The organism is Streptomyces sp. NBC_00096, from assembly GCF_045041305.1.
GTDB lineage: Bacteria > Actinomycetota > Actinomycetes > Streptomycetales > Streptomycetaceae > Streptomyces.
In genome coordinates, this window is the sequence record NZ_CP108221.1 from 481,043 (window position 1) to 496,988 (window position 15,946).

General features: G+C 72.8%; 13 protein-coding genes. 3 read left to right on the forward strand and 10 right to left on the reverse strand.

Going from position 1 to position 15,946, the window contains the following annotated elements; translation table 11 throughout:
* Positions 1–32: 32 nt before the first annotated feature.
* Entirely contained in the window at positions 33–875 is an 843-nt protein-coding gene (locus OG904_RS02165) for an alkaline phosphatase family protein (RefSeq protein ID WP_405486766.1), read from the forward strand.
* 12 nt (positions 876–887) lie between these two features.
* Here the strand turns inward: OG904_RS02165 and galK are convergent, their stop codons facing one another.
* Together galK and galT are read right to left on the reverse strand one after the other, a co-directional pair.
* Positions 888–2,123 carry a galactokinase gene (galK, locus tag OG904_RS02170; protein ID WP_405486768.1) on the reverse strand — a complete coding sequence of 412 codons (1,236 nt, stop codon included), beginning with the start codon at positions 2,121–2,123 and terminating at the stop codon, positions 888–890.
* Positions 2,120–3,169, reverse strand: coding sequence for a galactose-1-phosphate uridylyltransferase (gene galT, locus OG904_RS02175; protein WP_405486770.1), 1,050 nt, complete (start codon positions 3,167–3,169; stop codon positions 2,120–2,122). The genes galK and galT overlap by 4 nt, the downstream gene beginning before the upstream one ends.
* Before the next feature lie 129 nt (positions 3,170–3,298).
* Between galT and OG904_RS02180 the strand changes: the two genes are divergently transcribed.
* Positions 3,299–4,168 carry a DeoR/GlpR family DNA-binding transcription regulator gene (locus OG904_RS02180; RefSeq protein WP_405486772.1) on the forward strand — a complete coding sequence of 290 codons (870 nt, stop codon included), beginning with the start codon at positions 3,299–3,301 and terminating at the stop codon, positions 4,166–4,168.
* A gap of 33 nt (positions 4,169–4,201) precedes the next feature.
* Here OG904_RS02180 and OG904_RS02185 read toward each other — a convergent pair whose 3' ends face one another.
* Genes OG904_RS02185 through OG904_RS02205 form a run of 5 tightly spaced genes read right to left on the reverse strand, consistent with a single transcriptional unit; the run spans position 4,202 to position 10,122 of the window.
* Positions 4,202–5,215 (reverse strand): LacI family DNA-binding transcriptional regulator, encoded by a 1,014-nt coding sequence (locus tag OG904_RS02185; protein WP_405486774.1) that lies wholly within the window; start codon positions 5,213–5,215, stop codon positions 4,202–4,204.
* On the reverse strand, positions 5,212–7,020 hold the full coding sequence (locus OG904_RS02190; protein ID WP_405486776.1) for a glycoside hydrolase family 36 protein: 1,809 nt from the start codon (positions 7,018–7,020) through the stop codon (positions 5,212–5,214). The genes OG904_RS02185 and OG904_RS02190 overlap by 4 nt, the downstream gene beginning before the upstream one ends.
* Before the next feature lie 2 nt (positions 7,021–7,022).
* Positions 7,023–7,853 (reverse strand): carbohydrate ABC transporter permease, encoded by an 831-nt coding sequence (locus OG904_RS02195; protein ID WP_405486778.1) that lies wholly within the window; start codon positions 7,851–7,853, stop codon positions 7,023–7,025.
* Positions 7,850–8,776, reverse strand: coding sequence for a carbohydrate ABC transporter permease (locus OG904_RS02200; RefSeq protein WP_405486780.1), 927 nt, complete (start codon positions 8,774–8,776; stop codon positions 7,850–7,852). Before OG904_RS02200 ends, OG904_RS02195 begins: the two co-directional genes overlap by 4 nt.
* Positions 8,773–10,122: an ABC transporter substrate-binding protein gene (locus OG904_RS02205; RefSeq protein ID WP_405486782.1), complete on the reverse strand. Its 1,350-nt coding sequence runs from the start codon at positions 10,120–10,122 to the stop codon at positions 8,773–8,775. Before OG904_RS02205 ends, OG904_RS02200 begins: the two co-directional genes overlap by 4 nt.
* A gap of 231 nt (positions 10,123–10,353) precedes the next feature.
* On the opposite strand from OG904_RS02205, the gene OG904_RS02210 reads away from it, so the two are divergent.
* Positions 10,354–12,339 carry a hypothetical protein gene (locus tag OG904_RS02210; protein WP_405486784.1) on the forward strand — a complete coding sequence of 662 codons (1,986 nt, stop codon included), beginning with the start codon at positions 10,354–10,356 and terminating at the stop codon, positions 12,337–12,339.
* 15 nt (positions 12,340–12,354) lie between these two features.
* On the opposite strand, the gene OG904_RS02215 is transcribed toward OG904_RS02210, so the two are convergent.
* The 3 genes from OG904_RS02215 to OG904_RS02225 form a co-directional block, all read right to left on the reverse strand.
* Positions 12,355–12,771, reverse strand: a complete 417-nt coding sequence (locus tag OG904_RS02215; RefSeq protein WP_405486786.1) for a PaaI family thioesterase — start codon at positions 12,769–12,771, stop codon at positions 12,355–12,357.
* Between the two features lie 69 nt (positions 12,772–12,840).
* The gene (locus OG904_RS02220; RefSeq protein ID WP_405486788.1) at positions 12,841–14,865 is read right to left on the reverse strand and encodes an FAD-dependent oxidoreductase; all 2,025 of its coding nucleotides are present in this window, start codon (positions 14,863–14,865) and stop codon (positions 12,841–12,843) included.
* Positions 14,866–15,156: 291 nt separating this feature from the next.
* Positions 15,157–15,837: a DUF4328 domain-containing protein gene (locus OG904_RS02225; protein ID WP_405486790.1), complete on the reverse strand. Its 681-nt coding sequence runs from the start codon at positions 15,835–15,837 to the stop codon at positions 15,157–15,159.
* Positions 15,838–15,946: the final 109 nt, after the last annotated feature.

The window sequence follows — 15,946 nt, forward strand, 5'->3', positions numbered from 1 at the left end:
CCCACCCGCCCACGGACACCCTGGACCGCGATATGAACAACCGCCACGTTCTGGTCGTCGGCATCGACGGCGTACGCCTCGACCTGCTGCCGCAGCTGGACACCCCGCACCTCGACGAGATCGTCCACGCGGGCTTCCTGGCCCCCGTCGAGATCGACGGGGCCACGCCGACCATGTCCGGCCCCTGCTGGACCACCATCGTCACCGGGGTCTCGGTCGCCAAGCACGGGGTCTGGGGCAATCGCCTCGACGGCAACCGCCTGGACGTCTTCCCCGACTTCACCACGCGCCTGGCCCTCGAACACGGGCTACGGACCTTCGCCGTCGGCGGCTGGGCACCCCTGTTCCTCGCCCAGCAGGGCGGCCCGCTCTTCACCGCCCCCAGCCGGCTGAGCTTCATCGCTCCCCGCGAGGACACCCCGGAAGCCTGGGAGGAGGCCGACGAGGCCGTCACGGCCGAGGCCGCGCACGTCCTGGGCTCCGGGGAGGAGCTCCACGCCTCCTTCGTCTACCTCGGGGCCGTCGACGAGACCGCCCACTTCCTCGGCTGCGGCGCGGAGTACCGCCGGTCGATCGAGACCGCGGACCAGCGCCTGGGGCGGCTGGTCAAAGCCGTGCGCGAGCGCCCCGGCCACGCCGGGGAGCAGTGGACGGTCATCGTGGTGACCGATCACGGCCACCGGGACGAGGGCGGCCACGGCGGCCGCAGCGAGCTGGAGCGCACGGCGTGGGTGGCCGCGTGCGGGCCCGGCCTGCCCGCCGGGGCGGCTCCGCCGGCGGTCCGGCACGCCGACGTCGCCGCCCACGTCTACGCCGCCCTGGGCATCGCCCGGGATCCCCACTGGACCCTGGACGGCGCCGCGTTCACCGTCTGACCCGGAGGGGGGCTACCGCGCCCCGCGCCCCGGCGCGAGGCGGCGGGCGCCCGCGGCCGGGGTGACGGCGAACAGCCGCGGGGGGCGGTGGCCGGCCGCACCGAAGGCGGTCGTCACGGCTCCGCCCACCGCGTCCTGGCGCCCCGTCTCCACCAGTGCGATGACGGAGCCCCCGAAGCCCCCTCCCGTCATCCGGGCGCCGAGCGCCCCGGCGTCCAGTGCGGCGGCGACCGCGAGGTCGGTCTCCGGGCAGGAGACCCGGTAGTCGTCGCGCAGCGAGGCGTGGCCCGCGGTGAGGATCGGCCCGAGGGCCGCCGCGTCCCCCTCCCGCAGCCGGGAGACGGCCTCGGCGACCCGGGCGTTCTCCGTCACCACGTGGCGCACCAGGGGTACGAGTTCGCCCGGCAGGGCGTCCAGGGTCTGCTGCAGGTCTCCGGCGTCCAGGTCGCGCAGGGCGGGCAGTCCGAGCAGCGCGGCCGCTCGTTCACAGCCCGCGCGCAGGGCGGCGTACGCCCCGTCACCGAGGTCGTGGGAGACCCGGGTGTCGATCACCAGCAGCCCCAGCCCCTGCCCCCGGAGGTCGAGGGGCACCTGCCTGTGGTCCTGCGGGGTACGGGCGTCGAGGTGGAGGGCGGCCTCGGGGGTGCAGCAGACCGAGGCCATCTGATCCATGATCCCGCAGGGGACGCCCGCGAAGGCGTTCTCCGCGCGCTGGGCGGTCCGGGCCAGTTCGGGCCCGGGCAGGCCCAGCCCGTACAGCTCGTCGTACGCGACGGCGACGGCGCACTCCAGTGCCGCCGAGGAGGAGAGGCCGGCGCCGGTGGGCACCGTACTGTCGAAGTGGAGGTCGGCGCCCCCGACGGGGTGTCCCGCCCCGGCGAGTGCCCAGACCACGCCGGCCGGGTACGCGGCCCAGCCCGTCACCGCACCGGGGGCCAGCGCGGCCACGGACAGTTCGGTGATCCGGCCGTCGCCCTGCGCGCTGTGCAGGCGCAGCCGTCCGTCCGTACGGGCGCGGGCGGCGAGCAGGGTGTTCTGCGGGAGGGCGATGGGCAGGGCGAACCCGTCGTTGTAGTCGGTGTGTTCGCCGATGAGGTTCACCCGCCCCGGCGCCGCCCAGACCCCGTCCGGGGCCCCTCCGTAGAGCTGCCCGAAGGCTTCCGCGACTCCGCCGGCCCGGCTGTCGTCGCCGGTCCGGCTGCCGTCGGCCCGGCCGTCCTCGTCGTCCCACTGAGCGGTCGGGTTCACGCCAGGGCCTCCCGAAGTCGTCGCGCGGCCGTCTCGGGGGCCACGTCGTTGATGAAGGCTTCCGTCCCGGACTCGGTCCCGGCGAGGAACTTGAGCTTGTCGGGGGTCCGCCGGATGGTGAACAGCTCCAGGTGCAGGGCCAGTTCCTCCCCCCGGGTGCGGGGCGCCTGGTGCCAGGCCGAGACGTACGGCGTGGGGGCCGGCCCCTGCGGCTCCCCCGGTACGGGGAACAGCCGGTCGAAGCGGCGCAGCAGGTCCAGGTAGATCTCCGGGAACTCGGCCCGCTCGGCCTCGCCGAGGCAGGTCAGGTCACGGACCCGGCGGTGCGGGTAGAGGTGCACCTCGTACGGCCAGCGGGCGGCGTAGGGCACGAAGGCGGTCCAGTGCTCCCCGGCCGTCACCACCCGCCCGGTGGCTGCGCGGGCGGCCGAGAGCAGGTCCTCGAAGAGGTTGCGTCCGGTGGCGGCCCGGTGCGCGGCCGCGGCGGCCGTCATCTTGGCGGTGCGCGGCGTGACGAAGGGGAAGGCGTAGATCTGGCCGTGCGGGTGGGCGAGCGTCACCCCGATCTCGGCCCCGCGGTTCTCGAAGCAGTACACCTGCTCGACTCCCGGCAGGGCCGAGAGCTCCGCGGTGCGGTCGGTCCAGGCGTCCAGGACCAGGCGGGCGGCGGCCGGAGTGAGGTCGGCGAAACCGGCCTCGTGCTCCGGGGTGAAGCAGACGACCTCGCAGCGTCCGGCCTCGCCCGCGAGGGAGGGGAAGCGGTTCTCGAAGACGGCCACCTCGTAGTCGGCGGCGGGGATCTCGCTGAGCCGGCCGTCCCGGGAGGGGCAGAGCGGGCATTCGCCGGCGGGCGGGTGGTAGGTGCGGTCCTGCCGGTGGGAGGCGATCGTGATCCAGTCACCGGTCGCCTCGTCCCGCCGCGGTTCCGGGTGGCTGGCCACCCGGTCCATCGGACGCAGATCGGGCGCATCGCGCACGGCACCTTCGTCCGTGTCGAAGTAGATCAGTTCGCGGCCGTCCGCGAGTTTCGCGAGGGTCTTCTTCACCTGCCAAGACTAAACCGACTTCAAACCAAATCAACAGCCTGACGTCCACATTCCTACAGAATCAAACAGAACAGCCATGCTACCTTGTTGCTTTCTGACCGGTTTTCCCCGCTACCCGGGAGTGATCTCGTGGCCGAGCAGGCTGCTCAGCTGGCCCACCAGCGACGCGCGTTCATCCTCGACACGGTCCGGCGCGACGGCACGGTACGGGTCGCGGAGCTGGTCGAACGGCTCGGCGTCTCGGACATGACGGTCCGCCGGGACCTGGAGGCCCTGGCCCGGAGCGGGGCCGTGGAAAAGGTGCACGGCGGGGCCGTCGCCACCACCGGGACCAGCGGACACGAGCCCGGGTTCGACGCCAAGTCCGATCTCGAGGGGGCCGCCAAGGCCGCCATCGCGGACGTGGCCGCGACACTGGTGGAACCGGGCAGCGTGGTGGCGGTCTCCGGCGGCACCACCGCGCACGCCGTCGCCGCCCGGCTGCTCGCCGTCCCACGGCTCACCATCGTCACCAACTCCCTTCCGGTGGCCGAGCTGGTACGGGCCGCCGCCCGGGGTGGCGGGGCCGCGGCCCCCATCCTGCTGCTCACCGGCGGTTCCCCCACCCCCTCGGCGGCGCTGGTCGGCCCGCTCGCCGACCTCGTGATCGGTTCGCTCCACGTCGACCTGCTCGTCCTCGGCGCGCACGGGGTGACGGAGGAGGCCGGGCTGACCACGCCCAACCTCACGGAGGCCCAGACCAACCGGGCCCTGGTCGCCTCGGCCCGGCGGGTCGCCGTCGTCGCCGACCACAGCAAGTGGGGGGTGGTCGGGCTCAGCGGTTTCGCGGCGCTGGGCCGGGCCGACTGGTTCGTGACCGACTCGGGCATGCCCGCCCCCGCCCGCGCCGTCCTCACCGAGACGGTGGGTGAACTCCTCGTCGCGGGCGAGGGCGCGGGCGAGGGCGGGGGCGGGAACGCGGGCGAGGGCCCGGGCGTGGTCGACGGCGCGGAGCACTGACCGGCCTCGCGCGCCGGACCCGCAACACCCCGGTCAGGCTTCGGGACCGCTCTCCGCGGGCGCCGGACCGGTGGTGGCCCGGATGACCAGTTCGGGGTCGAACAGCAGCTCCCCCGTCGGCACGTCCCGGTTGCTCACCAGCGCCAGTACGCTGCGGCCCACCTCCAGCGCCAGCCGGTCGGCGGGCTGCCGCACCGTGGTGAGGGGCGGATCGGTGAACTCGGTGATGGCCGAGCCGTCGTAGCCCACCACCGACACGTCCCCGGGCACCGAGCGGCCGTGCCGGCGGACGCCCCGGATCGCGCCGAGGGCCATGTAGTCGCTGGCCGCGACGATCGCGGTGGCGCCCAGGGCGAGCAGCGGGCCGACGGCGGCCTGGCCGCCCTCCACCGTGTAGGACTGCCGGATCACCCAGCGCTCCGGCTCCTCGATGCCCCGCTTGGCCATGGCGTCGAGGAAGCCCCGCACCCGGCGGTCGGCGGGCTGGTTGCCGGCCGGTCCCGAGGCCATCCCGATCCTGCGGTGACCCAGCCGGTGGAGGTGGTCCACGGCCAGTTCGGCGGCGAGCGCGTCATCGGTGGAGAAGACCGGGGTGGGCACCCCGTCCGCGAACTCCCCGTTGATCCCGACGTACGGGACCCGGCGCTGGCGCAGCAGTTCGTAGGTCTCGGTGTCGGCGCCCTCGACGGTGTTGGACGCGGACAGGAAGACCACGGCCGCGACCCCCTTGTCGACGAGGGCGGAGATGAAGTCCCGCTCCTGCACACCGCCCGGGAAGGCGGGGCACAGGATCGTCTTCAGTCCGTGCGGGGCGAGGGCCGACTCGATGCGCTCGGCCACATCGGCGAAGAACGGATTGGAGACGAACTCGGTTATCACCGCGACCAGTTGGCCCTGGGTCTGCCGTTCGTAGCCGACCTCGGCCATCGCCTGCTCGACCGCGTCCCGGGTCTTCTTCGACACGCCCTGGCGTCGGTTGATCACCCGGCTGACGGTCGCCTCGCTGACCTGAGCCCGTGCTGCGACCTCGGTGATCCCGACCTTCATCGCGGTCCTTCCGTGATCGTGAGCGTTGCCAGACCGCCGCGCGGCACGGCCAGCGAGTGTGCTCCCCGCGGCAGATACGACGGCGGATCGTCCATGATACGTCCGTCCGGCCCGTGGACCACGCCCTGGACACGGGCCCCCGCGCCCACCACCTCGACCATCACCCGGTCCCGGTCCGAGCCGTTGACCACGTGAAAGTGCCGGTACGCGGAGAAGTCCAGCGGGACGACCCGGTCGCCGTGGACGCTCAGCAGGCAGTGCTCCCCGGCGCTCGCCCGCACCAGCGGGTACAGCTCGTCGGGCCGGCCCGGTTCCACCTCCCCGTCCAGCAGCAGCTCGCGGTGCAGGCGCCACCGCGCGAGCCAGAAGCCGACCGCCTCCCGGTGCGCCGCGGGCACCCGGTCCAGCCGTACGGAGATCTGCGGTACCGAGTGCAGGGCCCCGATCAGCTGCCGGGCCACCGTGGTCACGGGCGCGTCCGCGGACCACAGGAGCATGTCGGAGTGGACGGCGCCGCCGACCGCGAGCAGTGCGGTGTCGAGGGTGCGGACCCGGTTCGCGGTCGCGTCCGCCGGACAGTCGAAGGAGCGGAGCATGTTGCCGAAGGGGGCCATGCCGGGTCCCGCGTAGGGCTGGCGCAGTTCCAGCAGCACGCCCGGGCGTACGGATTCCAGGGCCGCGCGCAGCTGCGTCAGCAGGGCCACCATGGCCTGTCCGACGTCCCCCGCGCCGTCGCCCGCGTACACCATGGCCTGGTCGAGGAAGTCGAGCTTGAGCCCGTCGAGCCCGTACGCGCGCACCAGACGGACGCAGACGGCGACGACGTGCTCGCGCACCTCGGGGCTGCGGGGGTCGAGCACGTGCGCGCCCGGCACGGTGGCGGGGGCGGGCGCGCGGGGTGCCCAGAGGTCGTGGCAGTCGGCTCCGGGGCCGAGCAGGAGGGGGGCGACCCAGGCCAGGTAGCGCAGGCCGTGGGCGCGGACCCGGGAGACGTGCCCGGCGAAGTCGGGGAACTTGGCCCGGTCGGGCCGCCAGTCCCCCAGGCCGGCGTATCCGCGTCCGTGGCCCAGCTCCTGCCAGCCGTCGTCGAGGATGAGTGCCCCGCAGCCGAGTCCGGCGGCCAGTTCGGCCTGGGTTTCCACGGCGGTGGCGCTGACGTCCTGGTTGAAGGCGTACCAGGTGGAGTAGACGGGGACGCGGGCCGCGTCGGGCACCGCCGCGGTGGGGGTCGTGGCGGCGAACCACGTGCGCAGGGCCCGCATGGCCCGTGCCACCGACGGTGAGCGGGGGACGAGCAGGATCCGGTGGGGGCGGGCCGAGGCGGGCAGGTGGAGGTGGACGACGTGGGTGTCGTTCTCCTCGGAGACCCCGAAGCGCAGGGTCGCCTCGGGCACCGGGTCGGCGGCGGCGAAGGTCAGCAGGGTGGCGCCGGTGTGGTCGTACAGGCAGCCGGCGGCGTGTCCGTCGACCAGGGACACCCGGGAGCGGCCCTCCCAGTCGGCGAGCAGCGTGCGCTGCCAGGCGCCCTGCGGGTGCCAGTACCCGGCGGCGTCGCCGAGCGGCACGGAGAAGCGGATCTCCACGGGGGCGCCGTCGGCCCGTACCTCCAGCAGGCGGATCCCGCCGGGGAGTTCGTCGGAGGGGTCACCGGGGAGTTCGCCGAGGGTCCACGCGGGGCGGACCCCCTGGGCGTGGGCGAGGACGGCGAGCGAGACCCCGTCGAGCAGCGGCTCGCCGGGGGCGGGCGCCAGCCCCGCCGTGGTCACGGCCTCGGTGCCGTCCGCCGGGGCGGTGGTGGTGTGCACGGTCACTCCTTCACGGCGCCGGCGAGCAGGCCGGACACGAAGTGGCGCTGCAGCGCCAGGAAGACGAGGGCCATGGGGATCGCCGCGGCCGCCGTTCCGGCGAGGATCGCGCCGTAGTCGGTTTCGTCGAGGCCCTGCAGGGAGGCCAGGGCGACCGGAACGGTGAACGAGGCGGCGTCGCGCAGGACGATCAGCGGCCAGATGAAGTCGTTCCACTGGTAGAGGAAGAGGAAGATCGCCAGGGCGGCCAGCGCGGGCCGCATCGGCGGGAGCACCACCTTCCAGAACAGCCGCAGTTCGCCGCAGCCGTCCATGCGGCCCGAGTCGAGCAGCTCGTCGGGGAGCGCGGCCATCGACTGGCGCATCAGGAAGATGCCGAAGGGCAGCGCCAGATTGGGCATGATCACGGCCTGGTAGGTGTTCAGCCAGTGCCACTCGGCCATCATCTGGAACAGCGGTACGAGGGTGACCTGTGCGGGGATCACGAGTCCGAGCATGAGCAGTCCGAACAGCGCCTCGCGGCCCCGGAAGCGGTACTTGGCGAAGCCGTAACCGGCCAGTGCGCAGACGACGCCCGCGCACAGCGTGTAGATCACGGCGATGAGCAGGGAGTTGAGGATCACCCGGCCGAACTGCGCGGTGTCCTGGAGGGTTTCGAGGTTGGCCGCGAGGTGGCCGCCGGGCAGCAGCGGTGGCGGGCTGTCGAAGATCTCCCCGGAGCTGTGCGTGGCGGCGACCACGAGCCAGTAGAAGGGGATCAGCACGGCGGCCAGGGCGACGGCGAGTCCGGAGGTGAGCAGGATGCTCCGGCCGCGGTGGCGGGCGGCGGTCATGACTTCTCCCCCAGGAAGCGGAACTGGATCACTCCGAGGATCCCGATCAGGACGGCCAGGGCGTAGGCGATGGCGGAGGCGTATCCGAAGTCGAAGTACTTGAAGGCGTTCTGGTAGAGGTACACGCCGATGGTCAGGGTGGCGTTGTCCGGGCCGCCGCCGGTGAGCACGTACGGCTCGTCGAAGATCTGCAGGGTGCCGATGGTGGAAAGCACGGTGGTGAGCAGCAGCGCGGGGCGCAGTCCCGGCAGGGTGACGTGGCGGAAGGAGGCCCAGGCTCCGGCCCCGTCCACGGCGGCCGCGTCGTACAGCTCGGCGGGCACGGACTGCAGGCGGGCGAGCAGGATCACCGCGTTGTACCCGGTGTAGTGCCAGGTCAGCGCGAGGCCGAGGGAGACCTTCGCCCACAGGGGGTCGGTCAGCCACGGTACGGGTTCCAGGCCGACGAGCCCGGTCGCCCAGTTGACCAGCCCGTAGTCCTTGCCGAGCAGGACCGAGAAGATGATCCCGTAGGCGACCAGTCCGGTGACCATCGGCAGGAAGAAGCCCAGCCGGAAGACCGCGCGGCCGCGCAGCAGGGTGGAGTTCAGGGCCGCGGCGAGCCCGGTGGCGAGGGCCAGCATGACCGGCACCTGGACGACGAGGATCACCGCGGTGTTCTTCAGGGCGGTCCAGAACAGCGGATCGCCCATCAGGCGGGTGTAGTTGTCGGCGCCGACGAACTGCTCGGTCCCGCCGACCGTCTTGTGGAGGCTGATCACGAAGGACCGGCCGATGGGGTAGAGCTTGAAGACGGCGAAGAGCAGCAGCGCGGGCGTAACGAAGAGGTACGGTGCCACGCGCCGGCGCGGCCGCGGCCGCCGGGCCGTCCCCCGGGAGGGAACGGCCCGGGCGGCGGCGCGGCCGGTGAACGTCGTGGTCATCGGGAGACCTTGCGCCCGGTCTGCCGGCCGAGCTGGTCGGCGGCCTCCTCGAGGACCTTCGCCGGGTCGGCGCCGCTCAGCAGCACCTTGGACTGGGCGTCGGTGACGAGCTTGAGGGCGCGGGCGTAGTCGGCGGTGTAGTTGAAGGCGGGCGAGGGCGCCTTCAGCGCTTCCAGGAAGACCTCGCCCTTCTTCTGGCCGCCGAAGAAGGCGGACGGCTCGTGGAAGACCGCGTCCTCGTAGGCCTTCATCAGGGCGGGGGCGATGCCCTTCCCCCGGTAGATCTGCACCTGGGAGGCGGGGCGGGTGAGGACGAACTCGATGAAGGACCAGGCGGCGGCCTGGTGCTTGCTGCTGCCCGCGACCGCGAGGTGGGTGGAGTTGACCGTGGCCGCGACGGAGCCGCCCCGGCGGACGGCCGGGGGAAGTCTCACCCCCCATTTCCCCGCTTCCTGGGGCACCTGCTCCTCGATGACCCCGCCGAACCAGGTGGGCATGGGCAGTACGGCCGCGGTCCCCTGCTTCAGGGAGCTCATCAGGGTGTTCCAGCCGCCGGCGAGGTCGCTGACCAGGCCCGCGTCGTTCATCGTCTTGATCAGGGTCATGGCCTTCACGGCCTCCGGGGAGTCGAGCGTGATGTCCCCGGCGAGGTTGAAGTAGAAGGAGCCCTGCAGCTGGAGCAGCATCTGGAAGAAGTTGGCGGCGTCGGCCTGCGAGGCGGGCTTGTCGATGCCGAGCAGGTGGGCACCCGTCTTCGCTTTGATCTCCTTGCCGGCCTCGATGGTCTCCTCCCAGCTCTGGAGGGCGCCGACATCGACGCCGGCCTTCTCGAAGAGGTCGGCGCGGTAGTAGAAGCCCGCCGAATTCGCCTCCCAGGGCAGGGCGTTGACACGCTTGCCGTCGGGGGACACGGTCTGCCACATGCCCTGGGCGAAGGAGTCCCGGTGGGTGGCCGCGCCCAGCGGGGCGAGGTCGGCGAGGCCGCCGGGGAACTTCTCCACGTAGCCCGGCAGGTAGTCGACGCCGATGTGCAGGACGTCGGCGAGGCCCTGGCCGCCGGCCGCGAGGCCGGTGGTGATCTTGTCCCAGATGGCGGGGTTGCCGATGTCCTCGACCGCCACCTCGATCTCCGGGTACTTCTTGTTGAACTCCGGGACGAGGGCCTTCATCTGGGCGGCCGGCCCCTGCCAGGACCAGACCGTGATCCGGCCCTTGCCCCGCTCCCCCGCGGCGCCGCCGCCCTGGCCCGCGGCGCCCGTACCGGAGCAGGCGGTCAGACCGGTCAGGCCGGCCCCCGCGGCGATCGCGCCGCCCATCCGCAGCACTCTCCGACGTTCCAGTTCCATGCCTGACCCACCCCTGCTCGCACCGTTGCCGAAGCCGACTGGCCAGGACTGTAGCCACGCGCCCCTCAGACTTGCAAGAGTTCGATGAAATCTTTCAGTTCGATCCGGCAGGGAATTTTGACAAGGTCATTGCAAATCCTCAGGGGGGGTTGCTAGCGTGCCGCCCGCCGCGCTCAGCGCGACCCGGCCGCCCCTCCACACGGCCCACCCCACCCCCTCAGGGAGAACCCGATGACGCGTTCCCGTGTGCCGCTCCTGTCCGCCCTCGCCCTGCTCCTCCCCCTCACCCCGCTGGCCCTCGGCGGTCCGGCCGCGGCGGCCCCGCCGGGCGCGGCCGCCGGGCAGGAGCCGCCCGCCGCGCTCGCCTTCACCAACCCCGGCTTCGAACAGGGCGCCACCGGCTGGCAGTTCACCTCCGGGACCGGGGTCGCCACGAACTACCCGCACGGCGGGGCGCGGCTCGCGTACCTCGACGCGGGCCCCGGGATGAAGGTGTCCCAGACCGTCACGGCCACCGGCCGGGGCGTGTACGACGTATCCGCCTGGATCGCGACGGGCGGGCCGAACGGCCGGTACGTCGCCCGGGTCAACGGTGCGGTCGCCGCCGCCCTCACCCTGCCGAGCGCCTCCAACTACCGGCGCCACACGCTCAGCCGGATCTCCCTCGCCCCCGGCGACACGCTGGAGATCGCCTTCGAGTCGGGGGACGGCTGGGTCAACGCCGACGACCTGATGCCGTCCCCCGCCTCCCCCGCGGACCCGAGGGTCAGCTCCTCCGACCCGAAGATCGTCGAAATGTTCGAATGGTCCAAGCGGAAGGCCAACAGCTGGGTCCACCTCCCGGGCACCCAGGGCCCGCTCAACGCCGACGAGAACCACACCGGCGGCAGCGGCTCCGGCGCGTACGCCGCCTCCTACTGGGCCGGGTACGCCAACCGCAGCGGCTACTACTCGCGCGACATGGCCCACCAGCTGGCCGGGGCGGGGGTCCTCGCCCTGCACGCCGAGAACCGGACGATGCTCCGCTCCTTCGCCGCCTCCGCCACCCCCGAGCACAAGTACTACCCGGCGTGGGCCCTCAACTTCGACGCGAAGACCTACCTCTCGATCGACTACAAGAGCCCCTCGAACTTCGTCCGCGAGGTGCCCGCCACCTTCGAACTGGTGCAGAAGGCCGAAGAGGCGTACCGCTGGAGCGGCGACCGCTCCTACGTCGACGACCCGGTCCTGTGGGACTTCTACCGGCACGCCACCGACGAGTTCGTCACCCTGCACGACGGGCTGAAGAACAACGGGACGGTCAAGGTGGCCGAAGGCACCGGCAAGGGCATCTTCCAGGGCACCGCCAGCTACAACGAGCAGAGCGGCGAACCGCTCGCCGAGGCCGGCGACGCGATCGGCTCCCAGTACCAGGCCTACCTGGCGATGGCCTCGCTCGCCCGCTCCAAGGGCGACTGCGCGCTCGCCGACCGGTACGGGGCCAAGGCCCGGGACCTGAAGGCGTACTTCAACTCGACCTGGAGCGGTACCGGTTCGGGCGCGGCCATGGTGCGCGGCTACACCACGGACGGGCGCGCCCTGACCGGCTGGGGCAAGGAGAACAGCTGGTTCATGCCGATGAAGCAGATCCTCGACCCCGGCCCCCGCCGGGAGGCCTACCTGGACTACATCGACCAGCAGGCCTCGGGCCCCGGCCGGCCCTCCAACATCGAGGCCCTCACCTACCTGCCGGACACCTTCTTCCGCAACAACCGCAACGACACCGGCTGGAAGTGGATGAAGGACGTCTACGACCACAAGGACGTCCAGCACGTGAACACCAAGCAGGGCACCAACGGGGACTATCCCGAGGTCTCCTTCACCCTGCTCGGCCAGACCGTCGAAGGGCTGATGGGCGTCTCCCCCGACGCGCCCGCACACGCCCTGAGCACCGGCTCCCGGCTGCCTTCGGGCATGGACTGGCTGCGCATCGACGACCTGCGGATCGGCGACTCGGCGTTCTCCCTGCGCCACGACGGGGCGAGCAGGTCCTCCCTCACCCACACCTCGGGCAGCGCCGCCTACACCTGGGAGGCCCGCTTCCCCGGTACGTACGCCACGCTGGCGGTCGACGGGGTGGCGCAGCCGGCCCGCACCAAGGTGGTGGACGGGGTGACCTACACCTACGTGACCCCGCTCGTGGCCCCGGGCCGCACGGTCACCGTCCAGGCGGGCTGAGGCCCGGGGCGGGGGTCAGCCCAGCAGGGCGTAGACGGTGGAGGCCTTCGCCGCCGGTTCCAGGGCTCCCTCGGGGGTCATGGTGATGTCGGCGAAGGCCATCCGCTTGCCGAGTTTCGTGATGGCCACGTGGATCAGGACGTCGGCGCCGACCACCGGTCGCTGGAAGCTGGTGGACTGCTGGACCGTGGTCATCGGGCCGTACGCCCCGCGCGCTGCGGAGATCGCGATGACCGTGGCGGTGTCCGCGGCGGCCATCAGGGCCTGGCCGCTGAGGCCTCCTCCGTCCCGGGCGAGGGCGTCGGACCAGGGCAGCCGGAGCACGGCGTGCCGTTCACCCGTCTCCTGGACGGTGAGCCCGAGGGCGAGCACCCACGGGGCGAAGTTGTCGTTGAGGATCTTGTCCGCGTCTGCCGGTGTCAGCGTCGTCACGGGACGATTGTGGCGGCCCGGTACGGACCGCCACAACACCCGTGCTCCGCCCCCGCGGAGCGGTCCGGCTCAGAGGGCGGCGGCCAGCTCCGTGCCCTGCCGGATGGCCCGCTTGGCGTCGAGTTCGGCGGCCACGTCGGCGCCGCCGATCAGGTGCGCCTCGACGCCGGCCGCGCGCAGGGCCTCGTACAGGTCGCGGCGCGGCTCCTGGCCGGTGCAGAGCACCACGGTGTCGGCGGGTACGAGGCGCTGCTCGCCCTCCACCGTGATGTGCAGGCCCTCCGCGTCGATGCGGTCGTACGCGGCGCCCGCGACCGAGACGACCCCGCGGTGCTTGAGCTCCGCGCGGTGGATCCAGCCGGTGGTGGTGCCGAGCCCGGCGCCGACCTTGGTGGTCTTGCGCTGGAGCAGGTGGACCTGGCGCGGCGGCGCGGGGCGCTCGGGGGCGGTGAGCCCGCCGGGGCCGGTGTAGGCGGTGTCCACGCCCCAGTGGCGGAAGTAGACCTCGGGGTCCTGGGAGGCGCCTTCGCCGCTGTCGGTGAGGAACTCGGCGACGTCGAAGCCGATCCCGCCGGCGCCGAGGACGGCGACGCGCTCGCCGACGGGGGCGCCGTCGCGCAGCACGTCGAGGTAGCTGACCACGTTGGGGCCGTCGACGCCCTCGATGTCGGGGGTGCGGGGGGTGACTCCGGTGGCGACGACGACCTCGTCGTAGCCGCGCAGGGTCTCCACGTCGGCGCGGGTGTTCAGCCTGACCTCGACCGCGTGCTCGGTGAGCTGGGTGCCGTAGTAGCGGATGGTCTCCTCGAACTCCTCCTTGCCGGGGATGCGGCGGGCGATGTCGAGCTGGCCGCCGATGTGGCCGGAGGCCTCGTAGAGGGTGACGGCATGGCCGCGGCCGGCCGCCGAGACGGCGCAGGCGAGGCCGGCCGGACCGGCGCCGACGATGGCGACGCGCTTCTTCAGCTTGGTGGGAGACAGGGTGAGTTCGGTCTCGTGGCAGGCGCGCGGGTTGACCAGGCAGCTGGTGATCTTGCCGCTGAAGGTGTGGTCCAGGCAGGCCTGGTTGCAGCCGATGCAGGTGTTGATGGTCTCGGAGCGGCCGGCGGCGGCCTTGGCGACGAAGTCCGCGTCGGCGAGGAAGGGGCGGGCCAGCGAGACCAGGTCGGCCCGGCCGTCGGCGAGCAGTTCCTCGGCGATCTCGGGGGTGTTGATGCGGTTGCTGGTGACGAGGGGGACGGAGACCGCGCCCATCAGCCGCTTGGTGACCCAGGTGTAGGCGCCGCGCGGGACGGAGGTGGCGATGGTGGGGATGCGGGCCTCGTGCCAGCCGATGCCGGTGTTGATGATGGTGGCGCCGGCGGCCTCGACCTCCTTGGCGAGGTGGACGACCTCGTCGAGGGTGGAGCCGCCGGGGATCAGGTCGAGCATCGAGAGGCGGTAGATGAGGATGAAGTCCTCGCCGACGGCCGCGCGGGTGCGCCGGACGATCTCCAGCGGGAAGCGCACGCGGTTCTCGTAGGCGCCGCCCCAGCGGTCGGTTCGCTTGTTGGTGGCCGCGGCGATGAACTCGTTGACCAGGTACCCCTCGGATCCCATGATCTCGACGCCGTCGTAGCCGGCCAGCTTGGCGAGGCGGGCCGCGCGGACGAAGTCCTCGATGGTGCGCTCGACGTCGGCGTCGGTGAGCGCGTTCGGGACGAAGGGGCTGATGGGCGCCTGGAGCGGGCTGGGGGCGACCAGGTCCTTGTGGTAGGCGTAACGGCCGAAGTGGAGGATCTGCATCGCGATCTTCCCGCCCTCGGCGTGCACGGCCCCGGTGATCACCCGGTGCTCGGCTGCCTCCTCCTCCGTGGTGAGGCGGGCACCCCCCTCGAAGGGGCGGCCGGCGTCGTTCGGGGCTATGCCGCCGGTGACGATCAGCCCGGCGCCGCCGCGGGCGCGCTCGGCGTAGAAGGCGGCGAGGCGCTCGAAGCCGCGCTCGTGCTCCTCGAGGCCCGTGTGCATCGAGCCCATGATCACGCGGTTCGGCAGGGTGGTGAAACCGAGGTCCAGCGGGCTCAGCAGGTGCGGGTACCGGCTCTGGGAACTCATGAGGGGGCGCCTCCTCGCGCGGGGGTGATGAACCTGTTCTAGCTGAGCGAGCGCTTATTGTGCAACTAGGTGCATAAACAGGTCCGGGGCTCCGCGGGTTCCGGGGACCCCGCCCGCCCGCCGCGCCCGGGACCCGGGGCCCCGACCACCGGGGCCTGTGGCGGAGCTCACGGGGTCATCGGCGCCTGGCGCCGGGTGGAGGCCGAGGGCCGGCGGGCGGTGCGCCGGGGGCCTTCAAGGCCTGAGGCCGGGTGCGCCCCCGGGGCACACCCGGGCCCGCGGCGGCACGGTTCAGCCGGCCGACTGCATGGCCGACTGCATGGCCGACAGGCGGCGTACGAAGAGGAGGGCCAGGACCGCCGCCACGGCGTAGAGCAGGTCCGAGCCCGCGCTGAGCAGGGCGTTCTCGCGCATCGCGGCCCCGGTCGTGGCGTCGGCGGCGAGCAGGCCCGCACCGCCGCTCGCCAGCATCGCCGCGCCGAAGGCCCCGGCCCAGGCGAAGACGGGGGCCGGTGAGGCGGGCGCGGCCTCGCCGGGCAGCCTCGAAGCGCTGATCGCCCACACCTTCAAGGCGGTCAGACAGGGCAGGACGGTCCAGCCCAGGACCGGGACGAACCAGACCCCGATCGCCCAGCCGGCGCCGACCCGGAACCTCCCCGGCGCGCACATGCCGGCGTTCACCCGGACCCGGTGGAACCAGACGATGAAGACCACCGCCGTCGGGACCATGGCCAGCATGACCAGGCTGATCGCCATCGAGAGCAGGGCCGCGGAATGACCCAGCCCCATGACCTCCGCGAAGCTGTCGAGTGCCCGGTACCGGTAGACCCCGGCGGCCGCGGCGAGCAGCCGGGTCGCGGCGCACAGGCCGAGCAGCACGGTCAGGGCCGCCGCCAGTCCCTTCGGCGGGCGGAGCGCGGAGCGTACTCGCGGCGCGCCGGGGGCGGACGGTCCTGCGGTACCGGCGGACATGACGAGGGACCCCCCACGGGTGCGTTGACATGCGGAAAGCCCGCCGACGGGGGCGGGCAGGCAGAACATACGCCACCGGCGCCGGTCCCTCTCCGGCGGGCCAGCGCCG

Excerpts from the sequence above, each read along its gene's own strand:
- OG904_RS02205 (WP_405486782.1), bottom strand. The coding sequence starts at position 10,122 with ATGGAACTGGAACGTCGGAGAGTGCTGCGGATGGGCGGCGCGATCGCC.
- OG904_RS02195 (WP_405486778.1), bottom strand. The coding sequence starts at position 7,853 with ATGACCGCCGCCCGCCACCGCGGCCGGAGCATCCTGCTCACCTCCGGA.
- OG904_RS02210 (WP_405486784.1), top strand. The coding sequence starts at position 10,354 with ATGACGCGTTCCCGTGTGCCGCTCCTGTCCGCCCTCGCCCTGCTCCTC.
- OG904_RS02185 (WP_405486774.1), bottom strand. The coding sequence starts at position 5,215 with ATGAAGGTCGGGATCACCGAGGTCGCAGCACGGGCTCAGGTCAGCGAG.
- OG904_RS02200 (WP_405486780.1), bottom strand. The coding sequence starts at position 8,776 with ATGACCACGACGTTCACCGGCCGCGCCGCCGCCCGGGCCGTTCCCTCC.
- OG904_RS02225 (WP_405486790.1), bottom strand. The coding sequence starts at position 15,837 with ATGTCCGCCGGTACCGCAGGACCGTCCGCCCCCGGCGCGCCGCGAGTA.
- OG904_RS02220 (WP_405486788.1), bottom strand. The coding sequence starts at position 14,865 with ATGAGTTCCCAGAGCCGGTACCCGCACCTGCTGAGCCCGCTGGACCTC.
- OG904_RS02165 (WP_405486766.1), top strand. The coding sequence starts at position 33 with ATGAACAACCGCCACGTTCTGGTCGTCGGCATCGACGGCGTACGCCTC.